This window comes from Paenibacillus glycanilyticus, from assembly GCF_051200795.1.
GTDB classification, from domain to species: Bacteria; Bacillota; Bacilli; order Paenibacillales; family Paenibacillaceae; genus Pristimantibacillus; species Pristimantibacillus glycanilyticus.
Genome location: NZ_CP195155.1, coordinates 4590090 through 4606784, shown reverse-complemented (window position 1 = coordinate 4606784; position 16695 = coordinate 4590090). Strand labels below are relative to the sequence as shown.

Sequence of the window (16695 nt, the reverse complement as noted above, 5' to 3'; positions counted from 1 at the left end):
TAGACTCTCCCTTCAAACGGCATATTCTTACTGCACGATCTATAATGAAAGAGGATATCTCCAAACATCCAATAATGGAATATACATTCTTTAGAAGTTACTAATAAAATAATAGGTTTATAGATCAGGAGGATTAGAAAACTTGCTCTTTCGATAAAACGTCGTAAGAATGAATGGGGCAGTCACCTTGGAAAAGGACTGCCCCATTTGTTTTGTTAGTTGATTTTCACCAGTTGCCACTGCTGATTAAGGTTGCCCCGATACAAATTCTGTTGGATCAAAGCGGAGTTGTTTGTCGAGGAATTGGCGACCTCAACTGCTTTGTTGCTATTTACGTTAATGATGCTCCAATATCCGTTGCTCAGCTTAATCAGCCGGAACTGCTGAGCGGTATTATTGTAATCGGACATAAGCTGAATGGCTTCCCCGTTGTTCGTTGTCCCGTTGCGTACGTCCATGACTTTGTTGTCGGAAGAGCTGACGCTTCGAAGTTTATAGTAATTGTTATAGGTACCTTGATCCGTAATGACCCATTGTTGGGCGGTAGCGCCATTATCCGTATATTGCTGAAGCTGCAAGGTGTTCGTATTCTGGCCCCCCGGTACCTCAAGCGCTTTTCCCGAGGCCCGGTTTATAATTTTGTAGGTCGATCCCGACTGGATGCCATTCCAGATTCCGTTCCATGGATACAGCTGCGCCCGCTCATAATACCATTCGAAAATAAACCGGGCCATTCCGTCCCTTGCGGTATTGCCGTCGTACTTCAAGCCGGCCGTCGGATCGGCGAAGGAGCTTCTGGTGCCGGGCTCGAGCAAGAAACCGTTCATATGAACGGCTATGCTGACATTGCCCGCCGCCGTAAAGATAGCTTTCGTATTTTTGCCGAAGCCCTCATTGGAGCCGTTGAACAGGTCCCAATAAGAAGAGTCGCCGGATAACGTCTTGAACCATGTCGTTTCGGTAATATTGATCGGGTAATTGTTGGCGCATGGCTTGATCGTATCATCCCAGATCTGCTGAAGAGCGGCATAATCGTCATGGGCGCCGTAACCCGGATACCAATGAACGGCATACCCGTAATTGTTGAGCGGATCCGTCAGCGGATAGGAAGCGCACAGTTGGTAGTATTGATCCCAGCCAAGCCCTGCCGCCCAGATCACATTGTCTGCACCGTTATTCCGGATCGTGGAAATGATGGAATTTTGGAAGGTCTTGAGTGAATTCCAGTAGGCAACAAAGTCGCTTTGTGCAGGATTGCCTCCCCAGGAGCCGTTGGCGAAGGCTTGAACGGGCTCATTAATAAGCTCGAACATGACGTTATCCGCACTCTTGATAGCCGTTTGGGAGGACAAATAACCCCAGATTTGATTAAATTTATCGAGATTGGCTTGCGTTGTCGCCTGGTTATTAAGAATAGTGAAGTCAAGGCCAAGCGTGACGTATACCCCTTTGGTCTTGGCATAGTTGATGTACGGAATGATAACGTCCTGGGTTACGGATTGCAGTCCCGCGAAATTGTATGTGCCGGCCGCGACATCGCCCATGTCCTCGCGATCGATAAACAAGCGAACCTGGTTCATATACCAGCCGTGGTTGTTGCCGTATTTACTTGATGTATTGGTGAAAGTATCCGTAATGTCCTTCAGATACGCCAGAACCGCCGCATGTCTGTTCCCGCCGTATTGATCCAGATAATATTTGCTGTCCTGATACGTCCAATACGAGCCGGAGGGTTGATGCCATCCGCTCAGCAGCACGGGCTGGCCGCTGCTGTTCACCAGCTGATTGCCGCTCACATGAAGCTTGGACATGGTCATTCCCGACCACGCTTTCGCCGGATGACTGTTCACCAAGGATGGCGTTAGCATAAGCGCCACTAGGGTGAACAGCTTCAGAATCCAGCTTGAATTGCTCTTTTTCATTAATACCCAACTCCTTTGAAATTTGATTGCATGGGGACTGTAATTGTATGCGCTTGCAGAAATGAGTGTACTATTCGGATGCGAGCGTTGAACACCTGTCTAATTATGGGGGTTAGCCTGTTTGATAATGGAGCAATCGGCCTTGCCGATACTCGTGCTTTCCTGTACATTTGATTATGCTAAAAAGTAAACAACGGGTAACGACATAAAGAGATGTGTATTGTATTATCGGGTGTCTGCCCAGATAATGAATTACATACAGCTCGTCGCAGCTGCGCCCGAGTGAAAAGGGGAAATCCTGTTGCGGATACCAAGGCCAAGGATAAACAAGATAAAGCTTATGCTTGCTGCGCTGATGCTTCTATCAGCCTTATCTGCATGCAAGAATGAAAACAACGCCAAGCCGCCGGAAGAGCAGGAGAATTCGAATAAGCCAGTACCGGCATCGAATGCAGATCGTTCGCTCAGCCGTTATGCTCCGCCTATCGAGCTGTCCTTTGTAAGAGAAGTCGGTGAAGGATTAGAAGGCTTAATAAGCAACTTGCCGGGAGAAACGCTGGAAGATAACCGGTGGACAAGACTGACCGAGGAAACTCTGGGAATCAAGATCAAATATGATTGGACGGCGAAAGGGGATCTATATCGTCAGAAGCTTGGCGCATCGATTGCATCGGGACATATTCCGGATGTTGTGCAGGTAAGTGCCCAGCAGCTTAGGGAACTGAGTAACGCCGGCTTGATCGAGGATTTGACGGATGTGTATGAACAATATGCTTCCGCGCTTACGAAGAAAGTACTTAGCGAAGAAGGAGACGGCCCGTTTGAAACGGCAACGATCGATGGCAAGCTGATGGGTATTCCACAGACAAGCTCTTCGATTGAAGACGCGGATGTATTATGGATCAGAACGGATTGGCTGAAGAGGCTGGGGCTGTCGCCGCCGAAAACGATGGATGACTTACTGGCGATTTCGAAAGCGTTTACAGAAAGAGACCCGGATAATAACGGCCAGGATGATACCTTCGGCATTGCAGCAACGAAATATTTGGGTGACCCGGTTATGGGACTTGTTGACCTTATGGCCGGTTATAACGCTTTCCCGAATATTTGGATCAAGAATCAGCAAGGAAAGCTGGTGTACGGAGGTATTCAGCCGGAGGTAAAAACGGCTTTGAAGGTGATTCAGGATATGTACAACCAGGGCCAGCTTGATCCAGAATTCGCTTTAAAGGACGGGGATAAGGCCGGCAAGCTTATAACTTCCGGGAAAATAGGAATGATCTACGGGGAGCAGTGGGCCTCTTTTCTGGTGCAAACGAGCCGAAACAATGATCCGGACGCGGATTGGCAGGCTTATCCCATTGTTTCTGCAACGGGCGATGCCCCAAAGGTGCCCCTTAAATTCAATACGAACACCTTTTTCGCAGTCAGAAAAGGCTATGAGCATCCGGAAGCTATCGTGAAGCTCTTTAATCTGCATCTGGAGAAGAACTGGGGGCAGACCGCAGAATACGAGAAGTATTACAACACGACTTACGCGGTATGGCAGTTGTCTCCGGTTACCCCGTCTCCTACAAGAAAAAACCTGGAGGCTTACAGGCAGATTGAAGAAGCCCGCAAGAGCGGTAATCAGGCGAATCTGAAAGATGAGGCCATCTATATCAAGAAGAGAATGGATCATTATCTATCGGGAGACGCTGGCGAATCAGGCTGGGGCTGGTTTAAGACGTATGGTCCAACAGGTGCGTTTTCCATCATTGATCAATATGAGAAAAACAATCAACTGCTGTACGAGAGTTTTGTAGGCGCTCCTACAGATACCATGATTGACCTGCAGCAGATCCTTAGCGATCTGCAGGATCAAACCTACATCAACATTATTTTGGGCAGACCTATTGATGACTTCGACCAATTCGTACAGGACTGGTACAAGCTGGGCGGCGACAAAATAACAGCCGAGGTTAATCAGTGGTATGAACAACGGAGGTATTCACTTGATAAGACTGCCCGCTAAGTCATGGCGAAATGCCTTATTTGTCAGGCTTATTATTACGAATTTAGTTGTTATCCTGCCAATCATTTTACTGGGGGTGTACCTGTACAACTGGAGTTATGCAAATGCCAGTAATGAGATATCGAAAAATACGACTGCCCAGCTTTCTTATTACCTGGAAGATTTGGATCATCAAATCGAATGGCTGGAAATTCAGCAGTATGATATTTTGCAGGATAATGATCTGAACAAACTGGCGGTTACCTGGAATTTGATGGATAACGCAGACAAGAAAGCCAGCATCGATTATTTGCTTCACCGGTTTACTTCTATTAAGAATAGCAGTGTTTATATAAAAGATATTTACGTTCATGTGCGGACTATTCAGAAGACGATTTCCTCCAACAATGGAGTTGATGATTTCAATCAGCTCAGCTTCAATTATTTTCACAATGAAGTGGATAAGAAGGAAGCACGTCTCATCCTCTATGATCATTCCCTTCACCTCAGCGCTGCTAAATACGGAGGCAAGGAAGGGGATCCAGTATTTATCGTCCAGATTGAACTCAATATGGATAAGCTCCGAGAATCGCTGCAGCAGATCAGTGTTTATCCAGAGAGCGGCTCATTCCTTGTCTCCAATAAAATGGGATATACATTGGCAAGTAACGGAGATACCTCGGATGATTTGCAGAGCTCTGTGATTGGTGCTCTTCATGCCGAAGAAAATACGTTGATCACGCAAATCGGCGACAAAAAATATCATCTCGATAAGGCTTATTCCGAACCGCTGGGATTGTCCGTCATTACCTATTTGCCCGAATCGGTAGTGAAGAAGCCTTTGAAAGGATTCAACAACTGGGCATGGATCTTTGCCCTGACATCCTGCTGTGCCATTGTTATTTATGCTTTATCGACGTATAAGTTTGTTCATAAGCCATTGCTGTTGTTAGTACAGAGCTTCAGAAAGATGGAAGGAGGTGCACTCAACATTCATATTGACCATGAGAAGAAGGATGAATTCGGCTATTTGTATAACCGGTTCAACCAGATGATTAAGAAGCTGCAGACGCTGATCGATCAAGATTTCAAACAAACGATGATGATGCAGAAAGCAGAGCTTAAGCAGCTTCAATCCCAAATTAAACCGCATTTTTTGTACAATAGCTTTTTTATTCTAAACTCATTGGCGAAAACGGGGGATTTGGAGCGCGTTCAGCTCTTCACGAACATGCTTGGCGAGTATTACCGCTTCATCACCCGCAACGGAGAGGATAACGTTCTCTTGGCTGAAGAAAGCCGGCATTCAGGCATGTATACCGAAATTCAGAAGCTCCGGTTCTCCAGAAGAATTAAGGTAGAGTTCGATGAGCTGCCGGAGAGCATGGAGCGAATCCGGGTGCCGAGGCTGATCATTCAGCCGATTATCGAGAATGCCTACGAGCATAGCCTGGAGAAAATGACCAATGAAGGCTTGCTCCGCGTTTCCTTCGGCATGAATGAGGAAGAAGCGAGAATTATTGTGGAAAATAACGGCGACCATCCGATCACAGACGAACAGATTGAAGCCCTGCAAGCAAGATTGGACAGCAAAGGGGAATCCGGCGAAATGACCGGCATGATTAACATCCACCGGCGCATCGTTCTGACTTACGGAGAGGGCAGTGGCTTGTTTCTGTCCAAAAGCGAGTTGAATGGCCTCAAAGTAGAGATCAGAATCAAGCTTGAGGGGGCTGGTGTTATTGTATAGATTGCTGATTGTTGATGATGAAGACATTATTACAGACTCGCTATACGAGGTGTTCCATCGGCTTATGCCGGAGAAGCTCGATGTCTGCAAGGCCTACTCTGCGAAGGAGGCCTTGCATTGGATGTCGCGGACGAGGATTGATATCGTATTGACCGATATCAGCATGCCGGGCATGAACGGTCTCGAGCTGTCGGAGGAGATTCAAGCCTTTTGGCCAAGATGCAAGGTCATCTTCCTGACGGGTTTTAGTGAATTTGATTACGCGTATAAAGCCATACAGATGCCGAAGGTCCGTTATTTGCTGAAGACAGAAGGTTATGACAAGGTTACGGCAACCGTTCAGGAAGTGATGCAGGAGATCGAGCACGAGAATCAGATGAGCCAAATGCTTGAGCAATCCCGCGAGCTGCTTTATACGCTGGAGCAGATGGCACAAGGGGATTACATTCGGCATCTGCTCCAGGAAAGCCATGGGCATAGTCTGGACAAGGACAGGCTGACCGATGAGTTTCATAAAATGAACATTGGCCTAAATCCGGCTTCTCCCGTACTCCTTGTCATGGGGCACTTATCGTATCCGGAGGGTGCCTCTTATATTGAAAGAAGCGGACTTCTTACAAAGGCGCGAATGGTGTGCAATTCTTATTTGTCCGAGAAAACGAGACAAATCGGGATTGTAGACAAGCAAGGGGATCTCTTATGGCTGCTGCAGCCCTCCGAGCATGAGGAAGAGAAGTTTTATAACCATTTGGTTCGCTACCTGGAAGGTACATTGGAATTAATTCAGGAGACCTGCCTGCAATCCCTGCGTTTGCCCATAGCTTTCACGATAAGCGGTAGCTCCTGCGGATGGGAAGCCATAAACCGGCAATATGATCGGCTTCGCCAGCTGCAGCTCATGAGAATCGGCGGAGAAGGCATGACGATTATTGTGACTGACCGTGGCGAACAGCTTGAAGAGCCGCACGAGCTGCACAGGAAAGAAGATGGACTGGTAGCCCCGAAAGCCGAAATGCTGGCAGCGTTCCTGGATGCGGGCAAACCCGAGAAATTCGACGAAATCTTCGAGGAATTAAGCTTGGCGATGCTCCACGCGAATAGTTCTGTTAAAAGAAAGATTGAAATCTACTATTCGATTGCTCTTATTCTGTATGCGCATATTAACCGCGCGGGGCTTTGCGGCGAGTTTAGCGATTATTGCAAGCTGATGCGTCTGGATGAGCATTCCTCCATGCAAGAAGCCGTTCGATACTTAAGGCAGGTAACGGATCAACTGTTTAAGGTGAAAAGTCCGGAAAATAAAGAAAATGCGGCCACCGTCATTGATAAAATTTGTCAGTATATCAATGAGCATTTAAACGAGGATTTGTCGCTTGTCCGGCTGGCCGAGATCAATTATTTCAATCCTTCTTACCTATCTCGATTTTTCAAGCTGGAATGCGGCGTCAATTTATCCGAATACATCGATAATTGCCGGGTTAGGAGAGCCAAGGAGCTGCTTAAGGAGGATGAGCTCAAGGTGCGCGAGGTCGCAGTTGAGGTAGGCTACGAAGCGGCACATTCCTTTACGAGGTTTTTCAAGAAAGCTACCGGCATGACGCCGCAGGAATATCGGGACGCTCTCACCCAGACTTGAGGAGCTAACCATGAAAAAACGAATAAAATTGAACATTGTTGCAGGACTAGGCTGCCTTACAGCCGTTCTCATACTATTGATCACATCCCATCATTCGATAACGAATCAGGAGGAATTAACAATGGAAGATTTACAGGTAAAACTGGCTAGCGCAGTAGGTAAAGTACCGCCGCAAGGAAATCCGCTAGTTTCGCATAAATTCGGGGCGGATCCTTACGCTCTCGTGTTTGATGGCCGCGTCTATCTTTATACGACGAATGACGTGCTCGAATACGGCGAGGACGGAAGCGTGAAGGATAATACGTACGGCAACATTAACAAGATTGGCATTATTTCCTCTGCGGATCTGGTGAACTGGACGGATCACGGGATCATCAACGTTGCAGGTTCTGAAGGCGCTGCCAAATGGGCCACGCAATCTTGGGCCCCTGCTATTGCCCATAAGGTCATTAATGGACAAGACAAGTTTTTCCTTTATTTTGCGAATAATGCGAGCGGAATTGGCGTGCTGGAAGGTGACAGCCCAATCGGCCCGTGGAAGGATCCCATCGGAAAAGCGCTGATCTTAAGATCAACTTCAGGCGTTGAGAAGGTTACCTGGTTATTCGATCCGGCCGTGCTCGTGGACGATGACGGCAAGGCGTATATTTACTTCGGCGGCGGTGTGCCGGAGGGCAAGGACGAAAGTCCGGATACGGCACGGGTGATGCAGCTTGGAGACGATATGATCAGCGTAGTAGGCGAAGCACAGGTTATCCCGGCCCCGTTTATGTTTGAGGATGCCGGCATTAACAAATATAACGGGACTTATTACTTTACGTACTGCTCGAACTTCTATAACGGCGACCGTCCGGAGGGCAGCCCTCCTGCAGGAGAGATCGCTTATATGACCAGCGACAGTCCGATGGGACCGTGGACGTACCGGGGAACGATTCTGAAAAATCCCGGACATTTCTTCGGAGTAGGCGGCAACAATCATCACGTCATCTTCGAGTTTAAGAATGCCTGGTATATTGCTTACCATGCTCAAACCTTGTCGAAAGCGATGGGAGTTCCGAAGGGTTACCGTTCTACGCATCTGAATGAGCTTAAGTTCCAGGATGCCGATCGGTCGATTCAGGAGATTACGGCGAATTACGAAGGCGCGGCTCAAGTGCAATTATTTAATCCTTATGAGTCCGTAGAGGCGGCAACGATAGGATGGAATGCGGGAATTGCCACGGAAGCTTCCTCGGATGGCAGCTTGACGGTAACCGATATTGACAGCGGCGATTGGATAGCGTTATCCAAGGTTGATTTCGGAAGCAATGGCGCTTCCAGTTTTGCGGCTTCGGTATCGGAAGTATCCGCAGCTGCAATCGTTGAGCTGCGGCTGGATGCGGCGGATGGCAAGCTGATCGGAACCTTGCCGGTTCGGGCAACGGGTGACCAAGCGACGGAATACCAAACGGAGGTAAGCGGTGCAGAAGGCGTACATGACTTATACCTCGTGTTCAAGGGACAGCCTGACAGCAAGCTGTTTAAGCTGCACAGCTGGCAGTTCGGCCAATAATAGGAGAGGATCGCGGCGACTCAAAGCCGCGGTCTTTTTTTGGAAAGGAAATTTTATGAGGTTGTTGGATGCATTTAACAGCAGTCAGTTAATTTGTACCTATAGCGGCTATAAGCCCGCCAACAGGCATAAGTGGGGACCTGGCGTACGTGATATTTATGCACTGCATTTTATAATCAGCGGGAAGGGAACGCTGGAGACGAATAATCGGCAGTATCCGTTATCGACAGGCGACAGCTTTATGATTTTTCCGAAAACGGAGATCTACTACTACCCTGATCCCGAGGATCCTTGGGAATATGTATGGATCGAGTTTAAAGGAGATGAGGCGGAGAGGCTGATAGCGATGACCGGGCTTGAGCCGGATAATCCTGTAGTTGCCGCATGCCCGGCTGATTTAAAACCCTACTTCCCTCAGGTCGTAGGCGCTGATACGAGGCACTTTGAAAAAATGAGAACGGAAGCTCAATTACGTCTGCTTCTTTCTTATTATGTGGAGTTCTATCCAAGAGAAGCTCAACCGATTGATTATGTCCAGCTGGCGAAGGAATATATCATGATTAATTATTGGCGGACAACCTTGACGGTATCGGATATTGTGAATGCGGTCAGCTTGGAGCGGAGCTATCTGTTTCGTTTGTTTAAGGAGGCTTCCGGAATGTCTGTTTCCGGCTATCTGACCGCATACCGGATGGAGAGAGCCCGTGAGCTGCTGATGTCGTCCGGTTTGTCTATCAAGTCGGTCGCCTGTTCGGTAGGATACAAAGACCAGCTTTATTTCTCAAAGGTATTTAAGAAAGCAACGTCATATACACCTTCCGAGTATATGACGCTGCATGGTCGGGACGAGAAGCATTAACGGAAGAGGACGCAGTGTCCGGATTCCCGGAAATAGCGTATCAGCTTCTCAATGGGCTCACGTCCGCAGTTCAGCTTTGCTCCGAGACAATCGATACACAAGAATTGCTGAGCCGTTCTGGAGACAAGCTTCATGTATATCGCTCTATCATCCGCCTGAAGAGAGGCCTGGCAGTTCATGCAAGTTTTGCTGCTCATTATTTAACCAGCTTGGCACGGACAATCAGGCAGTCATGCGCAGGCACTACGGGAGCGAATCTCTCTTTGAACACGCCAAGCTCCTTATGCTCCCAGCAATCATACAGAGATAAGGAGAAGCCGGAAGCATAAGGAAGACCAATATCCCAAAATTGCAGCGACAGCTCCCGCTGATTATCGCTTAGATTGAAGAAGCCGATAGCCACGTCGCCGTCCGTCAGTACTTTTACCAGCATAAAGACATCATCCGCATGGAACCATTGGGGCTCCGGCTTAATACGATAGGCTCCGCGGCTTTCGATATCCTGATTGATAGCGATCAGATCCGGGTTGAGCAAAATATTTTTGGTTTCCTGATTAGCCGTACGGATATCGCAGCCAATCATGAGCGGTGAACCCATTAAGCTCCATAATGAGAAATGAGTCTTGTATTCATGGTCGCTGCAGCCGCCTATTTTACTGCCGATAAACGAGTTATTGCTGCCCCCGTACATGCCGACAACCAGCATATCCAGATCATTATGGCAGAAGGATCCGGTATAACATTCCTTGTCCAGCTGTGATAGGGCCAGATTTTTGATCGAATCCCAGTGATCCTGAATATCGCCTGTTGACCGGTACATATGGGCACCTGACTCACGTATCCACTGGTAGACATTATCTTCGCCCCAGTTGCAGGCAGAGAAAAGAATGTCCCTTCCGCTGTTTTTAAGGGCAAGGCTCATTCGCTTGTACAGCAGCTCTCCCGAGATATGCCGGGGCTTGAAGCAATAATCGTACTTCAAATAATCGACGCCCCACTCAGCGAATAATTGGGCATCTTGAAATTCATGCTCAAAGCTGCCGGGAAAGCCTGCGCAGGTATGGGTGCCAACGCATGAATACATCCCGAATTTCAAGCCTTTCGAGTGGATATAATCGGCGAGTGCTTTCATCCCGCTTGGGAATTTGGCTGGATCAGCAACAAGATTTCCCTGCTGATCACGCTGCTTCAGGCTCCAGCAATCATCAATGACGATATATTCATAACCTGCCGCTTTGTATCCATCCGATTCGAATCGGTCGGCAACATCCCGGATCAACTGCTCATTGATGTCCCAGGTAAAAGTGTTCCATGAATTCCATCCCATAGCGGGAGTTATGCCAAGAGGCTTATCCAAAAGTTACACATTCCTTTCTTGTGCCCGCAGACAAGGGCTGGATTTGAAATTTGAATGATTCGTAAGTATTTAAACATAGGTTGCCTGCGGCAGCCTATAGCTTGACGTTGCTTCTATATGGACAATTGTTGTTTCTGCTGAGGCTATGTTTTGTCCCTATATGAATTGTGCCGGTTATCTATAACTTGACGGGTAATAGAGCCGAAATCCGGCAGGTTGCTGGAGCTGACGGGTAGAGCTAAACTTTCCTTGTTGTGTCAGTTACGATGTGACGGCTATATCCAATTAAGCAGGAGGAGACTATGTCCATTATGGATCAACTGCCTGAGCAGCTGCGGAAGCAGATAACAGGAGAATTGCTGTTTAGCGTAAAAACCGACCTGCTGTTCGACGGCCGCTTCGGAGAACAATGGCTGGCAGTGACGGACCAAGACATCAGGGTGTGGCAGAAAGATGGTTCGCCGGCTATTCAGTTTGCAGTAAGCGAATTGAAAGAAGCACGTGCTGTCGCAGCGGTAGGAGGTGGCATGCTGCTCGCGGATACCGTTGATTGTCCCGTTGTTATAGCGCGTTATACGGCAGCAATGACGCCGGTATTCAACTTCGCGGCAAAGCTGATCAGTGCGCTTGCGAAGAGAGAAGAACTGCCGGTATTATCGGAGCGAGATGTTCCTAAGCATTGCCCAACCTGCGGCAATCCGCTTCATGAAGGCACGAAGGTTTGCCAGCTGTGCATGAACAGCGGTAAAGCCGCTGCCCGGATGCTGCGCTACGCCAAGCCCTATAAAGGACATTTGGCAGCAGCGGCCTGCATGCTTATATTGACCACATTGGTTGAGTTGGTTCCGCCTTATTTGACAAAAGTCATTATCGACGATGTGCTTCAGGCCCAGAATAAGGGCTCTATATTATTATTTCTTATTCTAGGATTAGGCGTTACAACCTTGATGCTGTCCGTCATGCAGACTGTGCGAGGATACATCGGCGTATGGGTCGGCTCTAAGCTAATGGGGGATCTTCGCAAGGATATATACGGTTCTTTAATGCGTCTTTCCATCTCGTTCTTCGACCGCCGGCAAACCTCGCAGTTTATCGGGCGCGTGAACAGCGATTCGGAAGCGATGCGGCAGTTCATGACAGACGGGGTCGTCTTTGTGTGCGGAGAATCTTTGCGAATCGTCGCGATATTCGTTATTATGCTGAGCCTGGACTGGAAGCTGTCGCTATTTGCGCTGTTGCCCGTACCGGTCATGATCGCAGTGTCGATGACGATCTGGCCGAAGATTGGGCGCCGCTGGTACCAGCAATGGCGCTCCATCTTCCGCTTGAATACGCTTGTTGGCGATTCGTTGCAGGGTATCCGTGTCGTTAAAGCATTTGGCAGGGAACGGGAGGAGATGAGCCGTTATGCAAGTGCCAATGTCGAAGTGGTTCGGAACAATATCCGGATGGAGGGACTATGGCAGTTCATGTTCCCGGCTTTTAATTTTATTGCGGGAATAGGGACGCTGCTCATCTGGTTTAACGGCGGTAACAAGGTGCTTCATGAGAATATGCAGCTTGGGGTTCTAATGGCTCTTGTTGCTTATCTCGGCATGTTGTTTGGACCTTTGCAATGGGTCAGCCAAATGATTAACTGGGCAAGCAATGCCATGGCTGCCGCCCACCGGGTATTCGAAATAATGGATACGCCGTCGGAAGTTCCGGAAGCTAATCAGCCAGCAGCTCTTGGCACCATTCAAGGTCTGGTTCGATTCGATAACGTCACCTATGGCTATGAGAAGCATCATCCTGTACTGAAAGACATCAATCTCCTGGTGAGGCAGGGCGAGATGATTGGCCTAGTGGGGCATTCCGGAGCAGGCAAGTCGACCTTTATTAATCTGATCTGTCGGTTCTATGATACGGATGAAGGAGATATCTATATCGACGGTATCTCTATCCGGGAAATCAGCCAATCCGATTTGCGGAAGCAGATCGGCGTTGTGCTTCAGGAGACGTTCCTGTTCGACGGTTCCATAGCGGATAATATCGCATATTCGAAGCCGGATGCTTCGCCCGAGGAGATTATGCGGGCAGCCAAAATTGCAAATGCGCATGAGTTTATTGTCCGTCTGCCGGACGGCTACGACACGCGCGTAGGGGAACGAGGGCATAAACTTTCCGGCGGCGAGAAGCAGCGCGTGGCAATTGCAAGGGCCATTATCCATGATCCGCGCATTCTGATTCTGGATGAAGCGACAGCATCCGTTGATACGGAAACAGAACAGCAGATTCAGGAGGCGATCTCCCGGCTTATCCAAGGCCGGACGACATTCGCCATCGCCCACCGGCTGTCTACACTCCGCAATGCAGACCGGCTGGTCGTATTGGACCATGGCAAAATTGTTGAGGTCGGCACCCATGAAGAGCTTCTGGGCAAGGAAAAAGGGTTTTACCGCAAGCTTGTGGATGCGCAGAAAGAGCTGTCTCAGATTAAGGGGGTAGAAGGCTGATGGCAGACCTATACGATATCCGGATGTTTAAGCCGGAAGAGATCTACTTCAGCCGCGGCAAGGGCGGCGTTCTGCAAGGCGTGGTGGACGGTAAACCGTACGAAGAACTAGTTATCTACCGGACCTTTCCTTTCCGGTTTGCTTCCGAATATATTTCGGTAAGAACGACTGAGGGGAAAGAGCTAGGCATTATCCGCAATATTGCGGAATTGTCGGCTGAATGCGCCGCTGAACTGGAGAAGGAACTTCAATTCCGATATTTTCTGCCTAAAGTACAACATTTAACCAGCGTGAAGTTTAAGTCGGATTTGTGGATATGGGAAATCGAGACCCATCTCGGCGAAACGCGGCTGACGATGAGAAATCTGCACGAGCATCTTCAATTCCCGGGAGGCAACCGGATCGTTCTGACGGATATGAATGGCAAACGCTGCGAGATTGCCGATTGGCAAATTCTTGATGCCCACAGCAGGCGGCAGCTGGAAGATGTCCTTTAAATCTATTAATCAAAAAAGAGAGGGGAACTTCCAATGAGCAGTACTATTATAACGAACCCGATTATGTGGGCGGATGTACCGGATATTGATATGATTCGCGTAGGAGACACTTTTTACATGGTTAGCACCAGCATGCACTCCATGCCCGGCTGTCCGATTATGAAATCTCGCAATCTGAAGGATTGGGAGATTGTCAATTACGTATTTGACAGGATCGAAGATCATGCTGCCCACAATCTAGCGGACGGCAAAGGTATTTACGGAAAAGGCTCCTGGGCATCCAGCCTGCGCTATCATAACGGAACCTTCTATGTCTGCTTCTCCAGTAACGATATGCAGCAATTTTATATTTACCGGACCGAAGATGTTGAGAATGGAAAATGGGAACGCTCGGTGATCAAGGGGCTGCTGCATGATCCGGCACTCCTCTTCGACGAAGACCGCGTCTTTGTGTTCAGCGGCAATGGAGATATTTATATTACCGAACTAACAGCGGATGCAGCTTCCATTAAGCCTGACGGAATTCGTCAACTGCTGCTTGAAGGGGAGCGGGATGGCATTGGACTGCGTATTGAAGGCTGTCATGCTTATAAAATGAATGGTTATTACTATTTGTTCTTTATCGACTGGCCAAGAACCGGACATGGCCGACGCAGAGAGCTGTGCTATCGCTCCAAGGAGCTGCTTGGGCCTTATGAATATAAAGTCATCTTGGATGATGATCTCGGCTATCACAACAAGGGAGTTGCGCAAGGCGGAATCATCGACACACCGGCCGGTGAATGGTATGCCTTCTTATTCCAGGATCATGATGCGGTCGGACGGATTCCTTGCATCCTGCCTTTGACTTGGCAGGATGGCTGGCCGGTGATTGGCGACGGCGGCAAAGCGCCTGTAACATTTAAGACGAATTTACCGGAGTCGGTGTCTATGCCGCTCGTGATCAGCGATGAGTTTGATTATGAAGAGAACAAGCTGGCATTGAACTGGCAATGGAATCATAATGCGGACAATTCGCGCTGGTCGGTCACTGCCCGGCCGGGTTATTTACGATTGGAAACCGGCGATATCGTTGATCGTGTCGTATTGGCTCGCAACACGCTGACCCAGCGGACGGAAGGGCCGGCGTGCAGCGGAACAACGGTGCTTGATTTGTCCGCTATGAAAGACGGTGATTATGCCGGTCTTGTCGCACTGCAAAGCGGGTATGGCACAGTGGGCATACAAGCGGAGGACAATGGTGAGCGTTATGTCGTAATGGGGATAAACCGAGGCGACGGCGGAATGGAAGCCGTGGAAAAGCTTGAATATAACGGCAGCCGGATTTATGTGAGAATTGATTTTGATTTCCGCGAAAGCATTGATCTTGCCTATTTTTATTATTCGGAGGACGGGGCAGAGTGGAAAGCGATCGGACGCCCATTGCAGATGAAGTACACGCTGGACCATTTCATGGGCTACCGGATTGGCTTGTTCAATTATGCAACCAAGCAATCCGGGGGCTATGTTGATTTTGACTACTTCCGTTATACAAGAATGGTTTAACAAGGCTCGGGTAGTAAAATTTCAAAGGAAGAAGAGGTGCGATTAAGCATGGAGAGTACAGTTAATAAGCGGGATAAGCAATCGTTAGCCGATGCATTTCAAAATGATTTTTTGATTGGTGCGGCGGTTAATCATCGCACGATCGTCAGCCAGAGCGAGCTGTTGAATGAGCACTACAACAGCATAACCGCTGAGAATGAAATGAAGTTTGAGAGCCTTCATCCTATGGAACAGCTGTACACCTTCGAGCGAGCAGATAAGATTGCGGGCTTCGCCCGTGAGAATGGCATGAAGCTTAGAGGCCATACGCTGGTTTGGCATAATCAGACGCCAGACTGGGTGTTTGAGGACGGTCATGGAGGAATAGCCGGCCGCGAGCTGCTGCTTGCCCGGATGAAGTCACACATTGAGACGGTCGTGAATCGGTACAAGGATACGATCTACTGCTGGGATGTCGTAAACGAAGCCGTGACGGATGACGGCGAAGAAAGCTTGCGTCCTTCCAAATGGCTGCATGGCATCGGACAGGATTACATTGAGCAGGCATTCCGCTTTGCCCATGAAGCCGATCCAAATGCTCTTCTGTTTTACAATGATTACAATGAATGCAACCCTGGCAAAAGAGAAAAGATTTACTCCCTCGTGAAAGCGCTGCTTGAAAACGGAGCTCCTATTCACGGCATCGGTCTCCAGGCGCATTGGAATCTGTTTGATCCGTCTTTGGATCTGATCCGGGAAGCTATCGAACGTTATGCTTCGCTTGGCTTAAAGCTGCAAATTACCGAGATGGATGTGTCCATGTTTGCTTTTGACGATAGACGAACCGATCTTACGGCCCCTACGGCTGATATGATTCGGCTGCAGGAAGAAAGATACAAGCAATTTTTCGAACTGTTCCGCGAATATAAGGACGTACTGACCAGCGTAACCTTCTGGGGAGCGGCGGATGATTATACCTGGCTGGATCACTTTCCGGTCAGAGGAAGGAAAAACTGGCCTCTTCTCTTCGATACGGAGCAGCGTCCAAAAGAAGTGGTTAAGGAGATTATTGGACAATAGAAGGAAGCTTAGAGTAAAGCACGTTCCAAA

The 16695-nt window shown here is 48.6% G+C and carries 11 protein-coding genes; 9 read left to right on the top strand and 2 right to left on the bottom strand.

What is annotated here, in order from left to right; genetic code table 11:
- Nucleotides 1–215: 215 nt before the first annotated feature.
- Entirely contained in the window at nucleotides 216–1922 is a 1707-nt protein-coding gene (locus tag ACR9FF_RS20915; RefSeq protein WP_435164419.1) for an RICIN domain-containing protein, read from the bottom strand.
- 340 nt (nucleotides 1923–2262) lie between these two features.
- Between ACR9FF_RS20915 and ACR9FF_RS20910 the strand changes: the two genes are divergently transcribed.
- The 5 genes from ACR9FF_RS20910 (at nucleotide 2263) to ACR9FF_RS20890 (ending at nucleotide 9712) form a co-directional block, all read left to right on the top strand.
- On the top strand, nucleotides 2263–3936 hold the full coding sequence (locus ACR9FF_RS20910) for an extracellular solute-binding protein (protein ID WP_435164417.1): 1674 nt from the start codon (nucleotides 2263–2265) through the stop codon (nucleotides 3934–3936).
- Entirely contained in the window at nucleotides 3917–5665 is a 1749-nt protein-coding gene (locus tag ACR9FF_RS20905; RefSeq protein ID WP_435164415.1) for a sensor histidine kinase, read from the top strand. The genes ACR9FF_RS20910 and ACR9FF_RS20905 overlap by 20 nt, the downstream gene beginning before the upstream one ends.
- On the top strand, nucleotides 5658–7301 hold the full coding sequence (locus tag ACR9FF_RS20900; RefSeq protein ID WP_435164413.1) for a response regulator transcription factor: 1644 nt from the start codon (nucleotides 5658–5660) through the stop codon (nucleotides 7299–7301). Before ACR9FF_RS20905 ends, ACR9FF_RS20900 begins: the two co-directional genes overlap by 8 nt.
- 121 nt (nucleotides 7302–7422) lie before the next feature.
- A complete protein-coding gene (locus ACR9FF_RS20895) occupies nucleotides 7423–8853 on the top strand; it encodes a glycoside hydrolase family 43 protein (RefSeq protein WP_435164411.1) in 1431 nt (476 codons plus the stop codon).
- A 55-nt stretch (nucleotides 8854–8908) separates the two neighbouring features.
- A complete protein-coding gene (locus ACR9FF_RS20890; protein ID WP_435164409.1) occupies nucleotides 8909–9712 on the top strand; it encodes an AraC family transcriptional regulator in 804 nt (267 codons plus the stop codon).
- Between the two features lie 196 nt (nucleotides 9713–9908).
- Here the strand turns inward: ACR9FF_RS20890 and ACR9FF_RS20885 are convergent, their stop codons facing one another.
- On the bottom strand, nucleotides 9909–11069 hold the full coding sequence (locus ACR9FF_RS20885; protein WP_435164407.1) for a glycoside hydrolase family 27 protein: 1161 nt from the start codon (nucleotides 11067–11069) through the stop codon (nucleotides 9909–9911).
- Between the two features lie 311 nt (nucleotides 11070–11380).
- On the opposite strand from ACR9FF_RS20885, the gene ACR9FF_RS20880 reads away from it, so the two are divergent.
- The 4 genes from ACR9FF_RS20880 to ACR9FF_RS20865 are packed head-to-tail and all read left to right on the top strand — an operon-like array spanning nucleotide 11381 to nucleotide 16665.
- Nucleotides 11381–13564, top strand: coding sequence for an ABC transporter ATP-binding protein (locus ACR9FF_RS20880; protein WP_435164405.1), 2184 nt, complete (start codon nucleotides 11381–11383; stop codon nucleotides 13562–13564).
- Nucleotides 13564–14061, top strand: a complete 498-nt coding sequence (locus ACR9FF_RS20875; RefSeq protein ID WP_435164403.1) for a DUF1854 domain-containing protein — start codon at nucleotides 13564–13566, stop codon at nucleotides 14059–14061. Before ACR9FF_RS20880 ends, ACR9FF_RS20875 begins: the two co-directional genes overlap by 1 nt.
- A 33-nt stretch (nucleotides 14062–14094) precedes the next feature.
- A complete protein-coding gene (locus ACR9FF_RS20870; RefSeq protein WP_435164401.1) occupies nucleotides 14095–15606 on the top strand; it encodes a glycoside hydrolase family 43 protein in 1512 nt (503 codons plus the stop codon).
- Between the two features lie 48 nt (nucleotides 15607–15654).
- Nucleotides 15655–16665, top strand: coding sequence for an endo-1,4-beta-xylanase (locus tag ACR9FF_RS20865; RefSeq protein ID WP_435164399.1), 1011 nt, complete (start codon nucleotides 15655–15657; stop codon nucleotides 16663–16665).
- The last annotated feature ends 30 nt before the right edge of the window (nucleotides 16666–16695 follow it).

Excerpts from the sequence above, each read along its gene's own strand:
- ACR9FF_RS20870 (WP_435164401.1), top strand. The coding sequence starts at position 14,095 with ATGAGCAGTACTATTATAACGAACCCGATTATGTGGGCGGATGTACCG.
- ACR9FF_RS20915 (WP_435164419.1), bottom strand. The coding sequence starts at position 1,922 with ATGAAAAAGAGCAATTCAAGCTGGATTCTGAAGCTGTTCACCCTAGTG.
- ACR9FF_RS20880 (WP_435164405.1), top strand. The coding sequence starts at position 11,381 with ATGGATCAACTGCCTGAGCAGCTGCGGAAGCAGATAACAGGAGAATTG.
- ACR9FF_RS20895 (WP_435164411.1), top strand. The coding sequence starts at position 7,423 with ATGGAAGATTTACAGGTAAAACTGGCTAGCGCAGTAGGTAAAGTACCG.
- ACR9FF_RS20890 (WP_435164409.1), top strand. The coding sequence starts at position 8,909 with ATGAGGTTGTTGGATGCATTTAACAGCAGTCAGTTAATTTGTACCTAT.
- ACR9FF_RS20875 (WP_435164403.1), top strand. The coding sequence starts at position 13,564 with ATGGCAGACCTATACGATATCCGGATGTTTAAGCCGGAAGAGATCTAC.
- ACR9FF_RS20910 (WP_435164417.1), top strand. The coding sequence starts at position 2,263 with ATGCTTGCTGCGCTGATGCTTCTATCAGCCTTATCTGCATGCAAGAAT.
- ACR9FF_RS20865 (WP_435164399.1), top strand. The coding sequence starts at position 15,655 with ATGGAGAGTACAGTTAATAAGCGGGATAAGCAATCGTTAGCCGATGCA.